This is a genomic window from Achromobacter mucicolens (assembly GCF_029866465.1).
Taxonomy (GTDB): domain Bacteria; phylum Pseudomonadota; class Gammaproteobacteria; order Burkholderiales; family Burkholderiaceae_B; genus Achromobacter; species Achromobacter mucicolens.
This window is the reverse complement of record NZ_CP123364.1, coordinates 2,666,865-2,681,990: the sequence shown is the minus strand read 5'-3', so window position 1 is coordinate 2,681,990 and position 15,126 is coordinate 2,666,865. Positions and strand designations below refer to the sequence as shown.

At 67.7% G+C, this 15,126-nt stretch carries 16 protein-coding genes; 10 read left to right on the top strand and 6 right to left on the bottom strand.

What is annotated here, in order from left to right; translation table 11 throughout:
* The first annotated feature begins 36 nt into the window (after positions 1–36).
* Positions 37–1,272, top strand: a complete 1,236-nt coding sequence (gene rocD, locus QEP15_RS12285) for an ornithine--oxo-acid transaminase (RefSeq protein WP_217472106.1) — start codon at positions 37–39, stop codon at positions 1,270–1,272.
* 51 nt (positions 1,273–1,323) lie between these two features.
* Entirely contained in the window at positions 1,324–2,262 is a 939-nt protein-coding gene (rocF, locus tag QEP15_RS12280; protein ID WP_142055354.1) for an arginase, read from the top strand.
* Between the two features lie 28 nt (positions 2,263–2,290).
* On the opposite strand, the gene QEP15_RS12275 is transcribed toward rocF, so the two are convergent.
* Positions 2,291–3,031: an IclR family transcriptional regulator gene (locus QEP15_RS12275; RefSeq protein ID WP_175155439.1), complete on the bottom strand. Its 741-nt coding sequence runs from the start codon at positions 3,029–3,031 to the stop codon at positions 2,291–2,293.
* A 222-nt stretch (positions 3,032–3,253) separates the two neighbouring features.
* Here QEP15_RS12275 and QEP15_RS12270 point away from each other — a divergent pair, with 222 nt between their 5' ends.
* Together QEP15_RS12270 and QEP15_RS12265 are read left to right on the top strand one after the other, a co-directional pair.
* Positions 3,254–4,462 carry an ABC transporter substrate-binding protein gene (locus QEP15_RS12270; RefSeq protein WP_062841115.1) on the top strand — a complete coding sequence of 403 codons (1,209 nt, stop codon included), beginning with the start codon at positions 3,254–3,256 and terminating at the stop codon, positions 4,460–4,462.
* A 13-nt stretch (positions 4,463–4,475) separates the two neighbouring features.
* A complete protein-coding gene (locus QEP15_RS12265) occupies positions 4,476–5,537 on the top strand; it encodes an alcohol dehydrogenase (protein WP_280148818.1) in 1,062 nt (353 codons plus the stop codon).
* 57 nt (positions 5,538–5,594) lie between these two features.
* Here QEP15_RS12265 and QEP15_RS12260 read toward each other — a convergent pair whose 3' ends face one another.
* Positions 5,595–6,107, bottom strand: a complete 513-nt coding sequence (locus QEP15_RS12260; RefSeq protein ID WP_180099421.1) for an RES family NAD+ phosphorylase — start codon at positions 6,105–6,107, stop codon at positions 5,595–5,597.
* A complete protein-coding gene (parS, locus tag QEP15_RS12255; protein ID WP_056318733.1) occupies positions 6,104–6,574 on the bottom strand; it encodes a type II RES/Xre toxin-antitoxin system antitoxin in 471 nt (156 codons plus the stop codon). Before parS ends, QEP15_RS12260 begins: the two co-directional genes overlap by 4 nt.
* A 267-nt stretch (positions 6,575–6,841) precedes the next feature.
* Here parS and QEP15_RS12250 point away from each other — a divergent pair, with 267 nt between their 5' ends.
* On the top strand, positions 6,842–7,219 hold the full coding sequence (locus QEP15_RS12250) for a DUF423 domain-containing protein (protein WP_062841117.1): 378 nt from the start codon (positions 6,842–6,844) through the stop codon (positions 7,217–7,219).
* Positions 7,220–7,278: 59 nt separating this feature from the next.
* Complete coding sequence (locus tag QEP15_RS12245; RefSeq protein WP_152384387.1) at positions 7,279–8,187, top strand: DMT family transporter; 909 nt, start codon at positions 7,279–7,281, stop codon at positions 8,185–8,187.
* A gap of 21 nt (positions 8,188–8,208) precedes the next feature.
* Here QEP15_RS12245 and QEP15_RS12240 read toward each other — a convergent pair whose 3' ends face one another.
* Positions 8,209–8,847: a glutathione S-transferase family protein gene (locus tag QEP15_RS12240; RefSeq protein ID WP_280148817.1), complete on the bottom strand. Its 639-nt coding sequence runs from the start codon at positions 8,845–8,847 to the stop codon at positions 8,209–8,211.
* Positions 8,848–8,852: 5 nt separating this feature from the next.
* On the bottom strand, positions 8,853–10,016 hold the full coding sequence (locus QEP15_RS12235; protein ID WP_280148816.1) for a PQQ-dependent sugar dehydrogenase: 1,164 nt from the start codon (positions 10,014–10,016) through the stop codon (positions 8,853–8,855).
* A gap of 151 nt (positions 10,017–10,167) precedes the next feature.
* On the opposite strand from QEP15_RS12235, the gene QEP15_RS12230 reads away from it, so the two are divergent.
* Positions 10,168–10,779: a glutathione binding-like protein gene (locus QEP15_RS12230; RefSeq protein ID WP_152384384.1), complete on the top strand. Its 612-nt coding sequence runs from the start codon at positions 10,168–10,170 to the stop codon at positions 10,777–10,779.
* 22 nt (positions 10,780–10,801) lie between these two features.
* Here QEP15_RS12230 and QEP15_RS12225 read toward each other — a convergent pair whose 3' ends face one another.
* On the bottom strand, positions 10,802–11,758 hold the full coding sequence (locus QEP15_RS12225) for a LysR family transcriptional regulator (RefSeq protein ID WP_280148815.1): 957 nt from the start codon (positions 11,756–11,758) through the stop codon (positions 10,802–10,804).
* Positions 11,759–11,877: 119 nt separating this feature from the next.
* Between QEP15_RS12225 and QEP15_RS12220 the strand changes: the two genes are divergently transcribed.
* The 3 genes from QEP15_RS12220 (at position 11,878) to cuyB (ending at position 15,076) form a co-directional block, all read left to right on the top strand.
* On the top strand, positions 11,878–12,855 hold the full coding sequence (locus QEP15_RS12220; RefSeq protein WP_056317597.1) for a Bug family tripartite tricarboxylate transporter substrate binding protein: 978 nt from the start codon (positions 11,878–11,880) through the stop codon (positions 12,853–12,855).
* Between the two features lie 9 nt (positions 12,856–12,864).
* A complete protein-coding gene (locus tag QEP15_RS12215; protein WP_152384382.1) occupies positions 12,865–14,316 on the top strand; it encodes an N-acyl-D-amino-acid deacylase family protein in 1,452 nt (483 codons plus the stop codon).
* Positions 14,317–14,386: 70 nt separating this feature from the next.
* Positions 14,387–15,076 (top strand): cysteate racemase, encoded by a 690-nt coding sequence (cuyB, locus tag QEP15_RS12210; protein ID WP_425285987.1) that lies wholly within the window; start codon positions 14,387–14,389, stop codon positions 15,074–15,076.
* Positions 15,077–15,126 lie beyond the last annotated feature (50 nt).

Below are 15,126 nucleotides of genomic sequence, written 5' to 3'. Positions count from 1 at the left end.
GCTAAGATGGCCTGAGTACGCCCTTGGGAGACGTTCATGAGTGCCGTGATGACCCCCCAGCCCAGCGCGCAGTCAGCGGCCAGCCGCCGCGACCGCATCGAAGACCAGTTGGGCGCGCACAACTACCATCCGCTGGATGTCGTGCTGGCGCGCGGCAGCGGCGTCTGGGTCCATGACGTCGACGGCCGCCGTTATATGGACTGCCTGGCCGCGTACTCCGCCGTCAACCAGGGCCACTGCCACCCGCGCATCCTGGCCGCCATGACCGAGCAGGCGCAAAAGCTCACACTGACCTCGCGCGCGTTCCGCCATGACCAGATGGCGGGCTTCTACGAAGACCTGGCGCGCCTGACGGGCGCCCACAAGATCCTGCCGATGAACAGCGGCGCCGAGGCCGTCGAAACCGCCATCAAGGCGGTGCGCAAGTGGGGCTACGAGGTACGAGGCGTGCCGGAGGGTCAGGCCGAGATCATCGTGTGCGCCAACAATTTCCATGGGCGCACGCTGGGCATCGTGGGGTTTTCGACCGATCCCGACGCCTATGGCCATTACGGGCCGTTCGCGCCCGGCTTCAAGGTCGTGCCGTTCGGCGATTTTGAGGCCTTTGACGCCGCCATCAGCGACCGCACCGTCGCTTTCCTGGTCGAGCCGATCCAGGGCGAAGCCGGCGTCGTGCTGCCGCCGCCGGGTTATTTCAGCCGCGTGCGCCAGCGCTGCACGGAGCGCGGCATCACGTTGATCCTGGACGAGATCCAGACCGGTCTGGGGCGCACGGGCAAATTGCTGGCCGAGGAACACGAAGGCATCGAGGCCGACGTCACCCTCATCGGCAAGGCGCTGTCGGGCGGCTTCTATCCCGTATCCGCCGTGCTGTCCAACGCGGACGTGCTTGGCGTGTTCCAGCCCGGCCAGCACGGCAGCACCTTCGGCGGCAATCCGCTGGCGTGCGCCATCGCGCGCGCCGCGTTGCGGGTGCTGACCGAGGAAGGCATGATCGAGAACGCGGCCGTGGTTGGCGCCCACTTCCTGGAGCGCCTGCGCGCCCTGCCCGGTCCGGTGCGCGAGGTCCGCGGACGCGGCCTGATGCTGGCCGTCGAACTGGAGCCGGACGCGGGCGGCGCACGCCTGTGGTGCGAACGCTTGCAGGCGAGGGGCTTGCTGGTCAAGGACACCCACGGCCATACCCTGCGCCTGTCGCCGCCGCTCATCGTCACGCGTGACGAGGTGGACTGGGCGTGCGATCAACTGGCGGCGGTGCTGTCGGCGGCCTGACGTTCACGCCCGCGCACGGCAAGTTTTGAACCGCAACACGGAGCACGCGAATTGACGAACACCCCAACCCTGCCCACCGACGTCACCTTGATCGGCGCGCCGACCGACATCGGCGCCGGCGCCCGCGGCGCCTCGATGGGCCCGGAAGCGCTGCGTGTCGCGGACCTGGGCCCGGTCATCGAAGCGCTGGGTTTTCAGGTCCGCGACCGCGGCAACCTGTACGGACCCGCCAACCCCTGGCTGCCGCCCGTGGATGGCTACCGGCATCTGGAGGAAGTGACCGCGTGGAACCGCGCCGTGCACGATGCGGTCCACGAGGAACTGGCGGCGGGCCGCCTGCCGGTGCTGCTGGGTGGTGATCACAGCCTGGGAATCGGTTCGGTCAGCGCCGTCGCGCGCCATTGCCGCGCCGCGGGCAAAAAACTGCGCGTGCTGTGGCTGGACGCCCACGCCGACTTCAACACCCATGCGCTGACGCCCACCGGCAACCTGCATGGCATGCCCGTGGCCTGCCTGTGCGGCAACGGGCCGGCGCCGCTGATCGGCATGTCCGGCGAATGCCCGGACATCGAGCCGTCCTGCGTGCGCCAGATCGGCATCCGCAGCGTCGACCCGGGCGAAAAACGCCTGCTGCACGAGGCTGGCCTCGAGGTCTTCGACATGCGCTACCTGGACGAGATGGGCATGCGCGCCACCATGCAGGCCGCATTGGCCGGCCTGGACGCCGACACGCACCTGCACGTGAGCTTCGACGTCGACTTTCTGGACCCCGAGATCGCGCCGGGAGTCGGCACCACGGTAATGGGCGGCCCCACCTATCGCGAAGCGCAGCTTTGCATGGAGATGATTGCCGACACCGGTCTAATGCGTTCGCTGGACGTGGTGGAACTGAATCCCGCGCTCGACGTGCGCAACCGGACGGCCGAGCTGGCGGTGGACCTCATCGAAAGCTTGTTCGGCAAATCCACGCTGGTGCGCCGGGGGCCCTGAAGGGCCCAGTGCGCACTGGACCGGCGCGCTACCCCTCGCGGTCGCGCCGGATGGCCTCTGCCGCCTCGCGCAGATGCAGCAGGTTGTCCTCGCGCTGCGCCCACACGCGCGGCGTGGGGCCGGCCACGCATAGCGCATACCATTCGCCCCCCAGATCCAGCGCCACCGCCAGGCCGGTCAGGTCGACGACGCTCTCGCCCACGTTCGACGCCCAGCCTTGCGCGGCCGCGCGCTCGACGTCGGCCAGCAGGGTTTCGCGCGTGGTCAGCGTGTGGTCCGTGTAGCGGGTGTATTGCGCCGCAGCCAGCACCTGCTCGCGCTCGGCGGCGGGCAAGCGCGCCAGAATGGCCTTGGCGACCGAGCTGGTGTGCAGCGGCCGCCGCTCGCCCGCACGCGCGGCATAGTGCACCGGCTGGGTGGATTCCACGACGTCCAGGAACACGACGGCGCCATCCTGGATCTTGCCCAGCATCACGGTCTCGTTCGCGGCGTCGCGCAGCGCGGCAAGACGCGGACGCACCAGGTCCAGCCACGGATCGCCCGTGAGGATCTGCGCGGCCAGGCCGTGCAGCTTGGCCGTCGGGTAATACCCGGCGCGGCGCCGGACCTCGTACAGATAGCCACGGGCCACCAGCGTGCGCACAAGGGCCAGACAGCTGGACATCGGCGCGCCCAGGCCCTGCGCCAGTTCGGTGAGCGGCATGGGACGCCGGGTCTGCGCAAACAGCTCCAGCAGCTCCAGCGTGCGGGCAACCAGCTTGACTTCCACGGCGTCTCCCTCCTTCGCGGCATCGGATTCTGTCCACGCGGACTAGGGTGTTCCACCGTGTTGACTTTTCATGGACAGGTACCTAAATTCTTGCATAGGAATTTACATTCACCAATATGAAATAAATTTCAGCCGGCTGGAGCACCGGCGCCGCCTTCCCGAGTTACCGCGTCATCCGACAGATCAATAAAACGGCCCATTCCAGGGTTGGGAGACAGACAGATGCGTATCAAACCCGTGTTGGCGGCCTTGGCCGCCACTTTGGCCGCCTGCGCGGCGCAAGCTCAGTCCGACGTCGTGCGGCTGGGCGTATCCAACGATCGTTCCGGCATCTATTCCGACCTGGGCGGGCTCGGGTCCGAGATGGCCGTACGCATGGCCGTGGAGGATTTCGGCGGCAAGGTCGCAGGCAAGACCGTCGAGGTGGTCGGCGCGGACAACCAGAACAAGGCCGACGTGGCCTCCGCCCTGGTGCGCCGCTGGTTCGACACCCAGAACCTGGTCGCGGTGGTTGACGGCGGCGCCAGCTCGGCCGGGCTCGCGGCCCAGGGCGTCGCCCGGGAAAAAGGCGGCACCGCGCTCATCAGCGGCGGCTTCGCCGGCGATTTCAGCGGCAAGCAATGCAGCAACCTCAGCACGCAATGGGCGCCGGACACCTACGCGCTGGCCAACGCAGTGGTCAAGAGCGTGGTCGAGGGCGGCGGCAAGAGCTGGTATTTCATCACCACCGACTACGTGTTCGGCAAATCGCTGGAAAGCAATGCCTCGCGCTTTGTCGAGCGCGCCGGCGGCAAGGTCGTGGGCAGCACGCGCCACCCGCTGGGCGCCATGGACTTTGCCTCGTTCCTGGTCCAGGCCCAGTCTTCCAAGGCCGACGTCGTTGGCTTGGCCAGCGCCGGCGGCGACCTGGTCAACCTCATCAAGCAGGCGCAGGAGTTTGGGCTGGCGGGCGGCAAGCAGCGCATGCTGACGTTCCTGACGTTCATCAACGACGTCCACGCGATGGGCCTGCCCGTCGCGCAGGGCCTCACCTTTCCCACCGGCTTCTACTGGGACGCGGACGAGGACACCCGCGCGTGGACGCAGCGCTGGCAGAAGAAGATGGGCGTCACCCGCGCGCCGTCCATCGTCCAGGCCCTGAGCTACGTGGCCACCACCCACTACCTGCAGGCCGCGCAGGCTGCGGGCAGCTTCGACGGCGCGGCGGTCAACCAGAAGATGCGGGAATTGCCCATCACGACCAAATTGATAAAGAATGCCCGGGTGCGCCCCGAAGACGGTCGCGTCATCATGGACCTGTATCTGGTCGAGGTGAAAAAGCCCGCCGAGTCCAAGTACCCGAACGACTACTACCGCATCCTGTCCACGGTGCCCGGCGAAAAGGTCTTCGTGTCGCTCGCCGACAGCGAATGCCCCCTGGTCAAGAAATAGAACGGAGACAACCATGAAGTGCTATTGCGTCGTCAATTTCCGCGAGCCCCTGCAGGAAATGGATCAGCCCACGCCCACCCCGCAGGGGACGCAGGTGCTGTTGAAGGTGCGCGCGGCCGGCGTATGCCACAGCGATATCCACCTGTGGGAAGGCGGCTACGACCTCGGCCAGGGACGCACCCTGTCGCTCAAGGACCGCGGCGTGTCGCTGCCGCTGACGATGGGCCACGAAACGGTCGGCGCCGTCGTGGCGGCCGGGCCCGACGCGCAAGGGCTTGCCACCGACCGCAACTACCTCGTCTATCCGTGGATCGGTTGCGGCAAATGCGCCTCGTGCGCGGCCGGCATGGAAAACCACTGCACCGCGCCGGCCTGCCTGGGTGTGCATCGCGCCGGCGGATACGCCGACCACATCCTGGTGCCGCATCCCCGCTACCTCATCGACATCGGCGACCTCGATCCCGCGCAGATCGCGCCCTACGCGTGCTCAGGCCTGACGACGTATTCCGCATTGAAGAAGATCGGCGCAGACGTCTGCCGCGAACATCCCGTGGTGATTTTCGGCGCGGGCGGACTGGGCCTGATGAGCCTGACCCTCATCAAGGCACTGGGCGGCGCGGGCGCCATCGTCGTCGACATCGACCCGGCCAAGCGGCAGGCGGCGCTGGACGCGGGTGCGCTGGCGGCAATCGACGGCGCCGCGCCCGACGCCGCGCAGCAGATCATGAAGGCCGCAGGCGGCAAGCCGGTACAGGCTGCGATCGACCTGGTCGGCGCACCCGCCACCACCTCGCTCGCGTTCGACTTCCTGACCAAGGGCGGCAAGCTCATCATCGTGGGCCTGTTCGGCGGCGGCTCGACCTGGCCGATCGCGCTGATTCCGATGAAGGCGCTGTCGATCATCGGCAGCTACGTGGGCAACCTGACCGAACTGAAGGAACTGATGGAACTGGTGCGGGCGGGCAAGGTGCCGCCCATGCCGGTCCACCGCCATGCGCTGGCCGAGGCGGACAGCGTGCTGGCCTCACTGCGCGAAGGCAAGGTCGTGGGACGCGCCGTGCTGACGGTCGATTGACCCATCCGCGGTCATTCCCGCGCGGCGCGCCCGGCATCGGGCGCGTCGCCTTGAAAGCTATGCGGGCCGCAGGCGCGGATCGTAGATGAAGCGTTCGCGCCGCACCACCACGATGTGCTCGGCATCCGGATGCGCCGGGTTGACGAGAAAGTTGCAGTCCGGCACGCCGCGATACGGGACGATGGCGCTGGGCAGTTCCAGCAGCGCCGATACGCCAGACGCCACCCAGTTATCGCCCACGGCCTGCGAGGCCTCCGCGAAGGGCACCGCATCCCAGAACGGATAGTCGTCCTGAAGCTGCGCCAGCGACAGCGACTGGCGCGCTTCGAAGACGGCAGTGGGCACGGCCAGTTCGATCAGGTAGCGGTTCGCCTGCTGGGACGCGCGAGCGGCAAAGTGCACCACCGTTTCCAGCACCGAAAGTGCCACGCTGGCCGAGGCATACACGACGGGCGTGCCGGGGCTGTTGTAGCGGCCGCCCACGGCGGCTGCGCCCGCGCCGCTCAGGTCGTCCGCCCGGTATTTGCCCGCCGTGGTGCCGATGCGCCAGAGCGAAATGTAGTCCGTCATGCGTAGACGCCCGCTGCGGCACGGGCAAGCGTGTCTTCGACGATGCGGCTGCTGGCGTCCGAGGTCAGAAGCGACAGCGGCTTGACGTTGCCCAGCGCGGGCACAGGCGTGTTCAGCCACAGCACCGCTTCCTCGTCGCTGCCCAGCACCTGGCGCGCAACGCGCACCACGCGGGCGACGCGGGCAAGCCGGTCCGATTCGCCCAGCGGCAGCGCCTGCCCTTCACGCGTCCACCGCGACAGCGACGCCGCCTTGACCTCCGTGATGGCCATGATCTCGGACTTGGGCACCTGCAGATAATCAGCCGCATCGTCGACCATCTGCGCAGGCAGGCCGCGATGCACGTCGCGCGCGATGTCGGTCAGGGGGCTGTCGACCAGGCCGCGGAACAGCTGGCGGGCGCGCGGCGGACGCTTGGCGGTGGCGCCGCGCTTGGTCGGTGATTTATCGGCAAGGGCGATGGTCATGGTCTGCTCCGGGCGCCGCGCACGGGCGGCAAACCGGGGGACCGGCCACGCCATGAGCGGCTGAATTACCAAATTGAATTTATAATATCCCATTTGGAAATACCCACGCAAGGCGCTGCCGGCCGCCTCCACAGGACATACCCGGCATCGCAGTGCCAGGCGGCGGCGCTCCCGTTGGAAGCGGCGCGCCGCCCGTCACGCCCCCTGTTTCGGCCTATCATAGGCGGCGGCAAATTTACCCCCTCGCATTTCTCTCAAGGACAGGCAATGACGGACCGGCAGCTCACGATACTCGCGGCGCTCAATCTCATGGTGGCGGTGGGCGCCGGTGCCTTCGGCGCGCATGGCCTCAAACGCATCCTGACGCCAGAAATGCTGGCTGTCTGGCAGACCGGGGTGATGTACCACCTGGTCCACGCCCTCGGTCTTTTCGTCATCGCGCTGCTCGGCGCGCGTTTCGGCTCGCCCCTGCTGTCGGCGGCAGGCGTCGTGATGTTTGTCGGCATCGTGCTGTTTTCGGGCAGCCTGTATGTGCTGACGCTGACCGGCAAAGGCTGGCTGGGCGCCGTCACGCCGTTTGGCGGAACGGCATTCCTGGCCGCGTGGGCCATGGTCGCCTGGGCTGCCTACCGCGCGCAGCCCTGAACCCGTACTTCCCGTCATTCATTCCCGGCGGCAGGAACCGACGCCCTTGCAGGTCTCTGATGTCCCCAACCACCGCATTACCCGCCGTCCGTGAACACTCCGCCGCCGCAGGCATTGCCTGCGTGGCGGGCGGCATCTTCTTTCTGACCCTCAGCGACGCCAGCGCCAAATGGCTGGGCGCAACGTACAACCCGCTGCAGATCCTCTTCATGCGCGCGCTGATCGCGCTGCCTTTCGTGACCGCGCTGGCGTTATGGCTGGGCGGCCGCCGCGTGCTGCGTACGATGCATCCCGGACTGCACCTGACGCGCGGCGCCATCAACGTTATCTCGGCCAGTTGCTTCTACCTGGGATTGCAGGCGCTGCCGCTGGCCGAGACCACCGCCATCGCGTTCGCCGCGCCGCTATTCGTCACGGCGCTTTCCGTGCTGATCCTGAAGGAACGCGTGGACGGCAAGCGCTGGCTAGCCGTGCTGGCGGGTTTTGCGGGCGTGCTGATCGTGGTGCGTCCCGGCACGCAGGCCTTTCAGGCGGCCACATTGCTGCCGCTGACCACCGCCCTGCTCTACGCGGTCATGATGATCACGGCGCGCGGCATCAACCGCGCCGAAGGCATGCTGACCATCACCTTTTACATCGTGCTGGGCCAACTGGTGTGGAGCTCGCTGGGGCTGGCGTGGGTCTGGCGCGCGCCGGCCGCCGAAGACCTGCCGTACTTCGGCGCGGTGGCCTTGTTCAGCACGCTGGGACTGACGCTGATCACGCAGGGATTCCGTATCGGACCGGCGTCCGTCGTCGCCCCCTTTGACTACACGGGCCTCGTCTGGGCCACGATCCTGGGATGGATCTTCTGGCGCGAGGCGCCCGACGCCTACGCGTACCTGGGCGCCGTCTTCATTGCAGGCAGCGGCGTGTACATCGCCGTTCGCGAGGCGCGGGGCAAGTCGCGGCGCCGCGCCGCGCGCTGACGACCGCCCTGCCCGCCAGCACTATTCGGTGGGCGGCGGAAAGTGCCGCTGCAACACCTTTGCGACGTTCGGCTCTTGTTCGGCCTCGCGCGCCACCGCCGTCAGCGCCGGGCACATGGCGCCGAACCACGACGGTCCCGGACGCCAGTGCGTCATGACCGTCACGTACAGGTCCAGCGCCGAAAAGCGCCGCCCCAGCATGTGCGGCGCGCCGGCCTGGCGTTCAAGCTCCTGCCACAGCTCGGCGCGGCGCGTGTGCACGCGCTCACGCAGCAGGTCGGCCCCCGCGCCCGGCGTCGTCCATTGCGCGGGCTCATCGCCGTAGGTAAAGGTGGGATATACCGCCGACACCAGCCGCATCAACAGGTTAAGAAAATGCGCCCGCTCCGGCTTGTCCGGCGCGGGCGCCAGCCCGGCCTGCGGCGCCACATCGTTCAGGTGCAGGATCATCGCCGCGCTTTCGGTCATCACCTCGCCGTCGGGCAGGATGAGCGTGGGCACCTGCCCCAGCGGATTCAGATGCAAAAGCCGGTTCCGCTCGGGCCCCGGCTTCAGATATGGCACATCCGTCAGCGTGTGCGGCACATTGGCCAGCACCAGCGCCATCTCGACAATGGCCGAGCCGCAACCCGCGGACCCGATGAGCTCGTAGGATTTCATGGCCGTCACCCTCCCGTTTCGGCCGGCGCCACCCGCAGCAATTCGCCAGGCGAGGCGTCCGTCAGCACATACACATAACCGTCCGGCCCCTGCCGCACGTCCCGAATCCGCCGCTTGCGGTCGACCAGCAGCCGTTCCTTCTCGACCACGCGATTGCCGTCGACAGTCAGGCGGATGAGGTTCTGATTGCCCAGCGCGCCGATGAAGAGCGAATTGCGCCAGGCCGGAAACCGGTCCGCGTCGTAGAACGCCATGCCGCTGATGGCGGGCGATTTCGGCCACCAATGGATCGGCGGCTCCATGCCCGGCAGGGTTTCGCCCTTGGCTTCCGGAATGGCGAAGCCCGAATAGTTGATGCCGTAGGTGGCCAGCGGCCAGCCGTAATTCTTGCCCGGCTTCACGACATTGATCTCGTCGCCGCCACGCGGCCCGTGTTCGTTTTCCCAGAGTTCGCCGGTCCAGGGATTGAGCGCCATGCCCTGCGGATTGCGATGACCGTACGACCAGATCTCGGGGCGCGCGCCCTGCTTACCCACAAAGGGGTTGTCCGCCGGCACGGAGCCATCCGTCTTGAGCCGCACGACCTTGCCTTGCAGCTTGTCCAGGTCTTGTGCCGTCGGGCGCTGATTGTTCTCGCCCAGCGCGATATACAGGTAGCCCTTGCCGTCGAACACCAGGCGCGATCCGAAGTGCTGGCCGGACGACAGCTTGGGCTCCTGGCGGAACAGCACCTTGAATCCCTCAAGGCCGCTGGCGTCATCGGCCAGCCGCCCGCGACCCACGGCCGTGCCGCTCTTGTCGCCATCCGACTCCGCATACGCCAGGTACACGTAGCGGTCGGTCGCAAAGTCAGGCGACAGCGCCACGTCCAGCAGTCCCCCTTGCCCGCGCGCAGCAACCTGCGGCACGCCAGAGAGCGGCTTGGACAGCCCGCCGGGCGTACGCAGCAGCCGCAGGTTCCCGGGCCGTTCGGTGATCAGGATGCCGCCATCGGGCAGGAACGCCATGGACCAGGGGTGGTCCAGGCCGCCGACGACGGGTGCCACCCGGGCGGGCGCCGACGGCGGTTCCTGCGAGGCTTGTGCAACGGCGGGCGCGGCCGCAAAGGCCACGGCCAAGGACAGGATCAGGGGAATTGCGCGCGTGCTCGCGGCGGTGCGTGACTGCATGGACATCTCCGGCGGCGACAGATTGAAAAGCAGGCGCGCAAGGCATGACAGTGAGACGCGGGGGCCGCTCGCAATTGGCACACCCGGTTGGCGTACCATAGCGCCCACGGACGGGAGCTCTCCCGTTCTTGCTCTCAGGAGACTCGACCAGATGAAACTGTACTACATGCCCGGCGCGTGCTCGCTCGCTTCCCACATCGTCCTCGAGTGGATCGGCAAGCCGTACGAGACGCACAAACTCAGCCGTGAAGCGCTGAAGGAGCCGGAGTTTCTGCGGATCAATCCGCTGGGCGCCGTGCCCGCGCTGACCGATGGCGACTGGACCCTCACGCAGAATGTCGCCATCCTGGAATACCTGGCCGAACAGGCCCCGGAAATCCCCCTGCTGGGCGACGGCACCGCGCGTTCGCGCGCCGAAGTGCGCCGCTGGGTCGGCTTCATCAATTCCGACGTCCACAAGACCTTCTCGCTGCTGTTCGGCGCGCAGCGCTACCTGAAGGACGAAGGCGCGCAAAAGGAATTGGCGGGCTCCGCGTCGGCGCTTCTGACCAAGCTGTTCGGGCAGCTGGATGCGCAACTGGCGGGCAAGTCCTATCTGGCCGGCGCCGCGCCGTCTGTGGCGGACGCGTATCTGTTTGTCGTGCTGCGCTGGGCCCACGCGAAGGAAATCGACCTGTCCGGCCTGAACCATCTGCAAGCGTTCTTCGAACGCATGCAGGCCGACGCGGGCGTGCAGGCCGCGCTGAAGGCCGAAGGCCTGTAACGGCTGCCGCTGCCCGGCTCGCCTACGCAGGCGCCGCGCCGGGCAGCGTCTCGCTTTCCAGGATCTTTTTCACGGCGGCCAGAAAGCGCCGCGCCAGCAAGGGCGGCGCACTCAGGTTGGAATGCGTCGCCCAGATTTCCACGCTTGCCTCGGGCTCGATCGGGCGAAGCGCCATGTGGGCGGCCTGGTCCGGCGTGACGCACCATGCGTCGACCAGCGCCGGTCCCAGCCCCTGCTGCACGAACGAACAGGCCGTCACGGGCGAATGCACCTCGACCGCTGCCGCGCATCGCGGGCCCTCTCCAAAGAATGGCTGCAGCGCGCGTCCTAGCGGCGTGTCGCGCGGATAGCCGATCCACGCCGCCGACGAAAAGTCTTCCGGCTGCACCACCTCATGAGTGGCCAGCGGATGCCCGGGCGGCAGCACACAGACCACCGGCACGCGCGCCAGCCGCACGGACGTCAGGTTGGGGTGATCCGGCGGCTGCATGGAAATGCCGATGTCGGCCTGACCCGACAGGAAATACGCCGCCAGTTCGTCGAAAGTCACGCTGCGGTAATCCACGCGCGCGCCTGCATTGCGGCCGCGAAACCGCTCCAGCGCCATCGGGATCAGACGCTGCCCGAAACTGGCGCTGGCCACGATCTTGAGCATCCCCGCGCCCGACCGGCCAAGGCTTGCGGCCAGGTCGTTCACCCGCTGAATGCCGCCATACACCTGCTCGACCTCGGCATACAGGCGCCGGGCCTCGGCGGTGGGCGACAGCCGGCTCTTGACCCGCTCGAACAGCCGGTAGCCCAGGCGGCTTTCCGTCAGCGCCAGCACCCGGCTCACCGCCGGCTGCGACACATGCAGCATGCGCCCCGCCCCGCTGATCGAACCGGCCATCATGATCGCGCGGAACACCTCGATCTGACGCAAGTTCAGTGGCCTTCCGGCGCTGGGGCCGACCTCGTCGGCATACGCATCCGCATCCATTTTTTTCCCCTATTCCGATAACGGGGGATTATAGGTTTGAGACATTTTTCGATGACGCAGTGCCGCATGCCCAGGTGTAATCTGCCCGCTCCACAAAACAAAACCAGGGGAATTCCATCATGCGCAGCACGCTCCTTCGCAGTCTTTCCATGGCGGCGCTCAGCGTCGCCTTCATCGGCGCCGCCTCGGCCGCCGGCTATCCCGACAAGCCCATCACCTTCGTGGTCCCGTCCGCCGCCGGCGGCTCGCCCGACGTGCTGTCACGCCTGATCACGACCCAGATGGCCCGCGACACCGGCGCCACGATGGTCGTCGAGAACCGCCCCGGCGCGGCCGGCAACATCGGCATCGCGCTCATCAAGCGCGCCGCCCCGGACGGCTATACCGTCGGCTACGGCAATATCAACACGCTGGCGGTCAACCGCTCGCTCTTCAAGCGCCTGCCGTACGACGTGGACAAGGACCTGACGCCGGTCGCGCACATGTTCGACCTCTACAACGCGCTGATCGTGCCGGCCGAATCGCCCATCAAGAGCGTGCAGGACCTGATCGACCGCGCCCGCAACGAGCCGGGCCGCCTGTCGTACGGCGCCTCGGGCGTGGGCACCACCGGCCACATGGGCGGCGAGCTGTTCAAGAGCATGGCCAAGCTGGACGTGATGTTCATCCCCTATAACGGCGGCCCCGCCGCCATCCAGGATCTGCTTGGCGGCCGCCTGGACTACCTGTTCGTCAACACCTCGGAAGCCGCACCGCTCGTCAAGAGCGGCAAGGTCCGCGCCATCGGTGTCAGCAGCCTGAAGCGCCTGTCGCTGATGCCCGACGTGCCGACACTGGACGAATCCGGCCTGAAGGGTTACGAGACGGTCGCCTGGGGTGGCGTCGTGGCGCCCAAGGGCACGCCCGATGACGTGGTCGCCACGCTGAACGCCGCCATCCAGAAGGCGCTGCAGGCGCCGGAAGTGCGCCAGGGCCTGGCCACGCTGGGCGCCGAACCGGCATCCGGTTCGCCCGCCGAGTTCAAGCAACTGATCGATCGCGAAACCGCCAAGTGGCAGCAGATCATCGACAACGCCGGCATCGAAAAACTCGACTGAGCATTCTCCATGACGGCAGACACCTTGCAGGCTGACTTCATCGTCGCGGGCGCCACGCTCATCGACGGATCGGGTGGGCCCGCCATCGGCGGCGACCTGGCTGTGCGCGGCGGGCGCATCGCGGCAGTGGGCAGCTTTGCCCACCCCGCCGGCGTGCCGGTCATCGATGGCCGGGGCCTGGTCCTGGCGCCGGGCTTCATCGACTCGCACACCCACGACGACGGGTATCTGCTGGCGCATCCCGACATGCTGCCCAAGGTGTCGCAAGGCATCACGACGGTCGTCACCGGCAACTGCGGGATCAGCCTGGCGCCCCTGGCGCGCACGCAGATCCCGCAGCCGCTGGACCTGCTGGGTCCGTCGGCGCTCTTTCGCTTCGGCACCTTCCGGTCCTGGATGGACGCCCTGCGCGACACGCCCGCCGCGGTCAACGTGATTCCGCTGGTGGGTCACACCACCTTGCGCGTCGCCGTCATGGACGACACGTCGCGCGCGGCCAATGGCGCCGAGCGGGCCGCCATGCGCGAACTCATGCAGGAAGCGCTGGACGCCGGCGCATTCGGCGTGTCCACCGGCACCTTCTATCCGCCGGCCAGCGCCGCGCCCACGGACGAGATCGTCGACGTGTGCCAGCCGCTGCGCGGCCGCGCGGGCATCTATGCCACCCACCTGCGCGACGAGGCTGACCACATCGTGCCGGCCATCGAAGAGGCGCTGCATATCGGACGCGAAATCGATTGCCGCGTCGTCTTCTCGCACCACAAGCTGGCGGGCGAACGCAATCACGGACGCAGCCGCGAAACGCTGGATATCATCAGCCGCGCCGCAGCCTCGCAGCCCGTCTGCCTGGACTGCCACCCCTATCCCGCCACCTCCACCATGCTCCGGCTCGATCGCGCGCGGCTTGCCAGCCGGACGATGATCACCTGGTCCAAGGGCTACCCCAAAGCGACGGGCCGCGACTTCAGCGAAGTGATGGCCGAACTGGGCCTGGACGACGAGGCTGCCGTGGCCCGTCTGGCCCCGGCCGGCGCCATCTACTTCCTGATGGATCCCGCCGACGTCAACCGCATCTTTGCCCATCCGCTGACCATGGTCGGCTCGGACGGGCTGCCCTTCGATCCCCATCCGCACCCCCGCCAGTGGGGCACCTTCACCAACGTCCTGCGCACGATGGTGCGCGAGCAGAACCTGTTGTCCCTGGAATCGGCCATCCACAAGATGACGGGGTTGGCCGCAGACCAGTACGGCGTGGCCGAACGCGGCCTGCTCCGGGAGGGGTATCATGCTGACCTGGTGCTGTTCGATCCCGCCACCGTCACCGACGTGGCCACTTTTTCAGCGCCCATTCAGGCAAGCCGGGGCATCCACGCCGTGTGGGTCAACGGCAGGCAGGTCTGGGACGGGGAACGGACCGGCGCCGAACGCCCGGGTCAGGTCCTGTCGCCCGGTCAAGCATGAGCACGGAGTACTTAAAGTGAAGACGTTTTCCCAGGGCTGCTACCTGGGTGTATTGGGCGGAATGGGGCCCATGGCCGGCGCGGCCTTTGCCCTCCGCCTGGCGGCGCTGACGCCCGCCACGGTTGACCAGCAACACATTCCCACCCTGCTGCGCAACGATCCCCGCATTCCCGACCGATCCAGCGCCTACATGGCCGGCGGCGAAAATCCGCTGCCCCACATGGTCGACGGCGTGCGCTTCCTGGAACAGGCCGGCGCCCGGCTCATCGCCATCCCGTGCAACACCGCCCACCTGTGGTTCGACGAGATCGCCGCGTCCACCGGCGTGCCGGTGCTGCACATCATCGAGGCGGTCATCGAAGACCTGCGCCGTCTGGGCCTGCCCCGCGGCCGCATCGGCCTGATGGGCACCGCCGCCACGCTAAAGCTTGGCCTGTACCAGCGGCACCTCGAAGCCCAGGGCTACGAGTGCATCGTGCCTGACGACGACGAAGTCGAACGCTTCTGCATGGGCTCGATCCGCGCGGTCAAGGGCAACCAGCTCGAAGACGCCTTCGCCCCCGCCGCCGAATGCATCGCCCGCCTGAAGGCGCGCGGCGCCGACGCCGTCGTCCTGGGCTGCACGGAACTGCCCCTGGCCGTGCCGCACGCCCTGCGCCCCAGCCTGGGCGTGACCCTCACGGACTCCATCGACGCCCTGGCCCGCGCCGCCATCGCGCACTACCAGGCTGACCAGCCCGCGGAACGGATCGCGGCGTAAGGGCAGCAAAAAAAAGGCGCATCTTTCGATGCGCCCACTTCCTTCGCGGG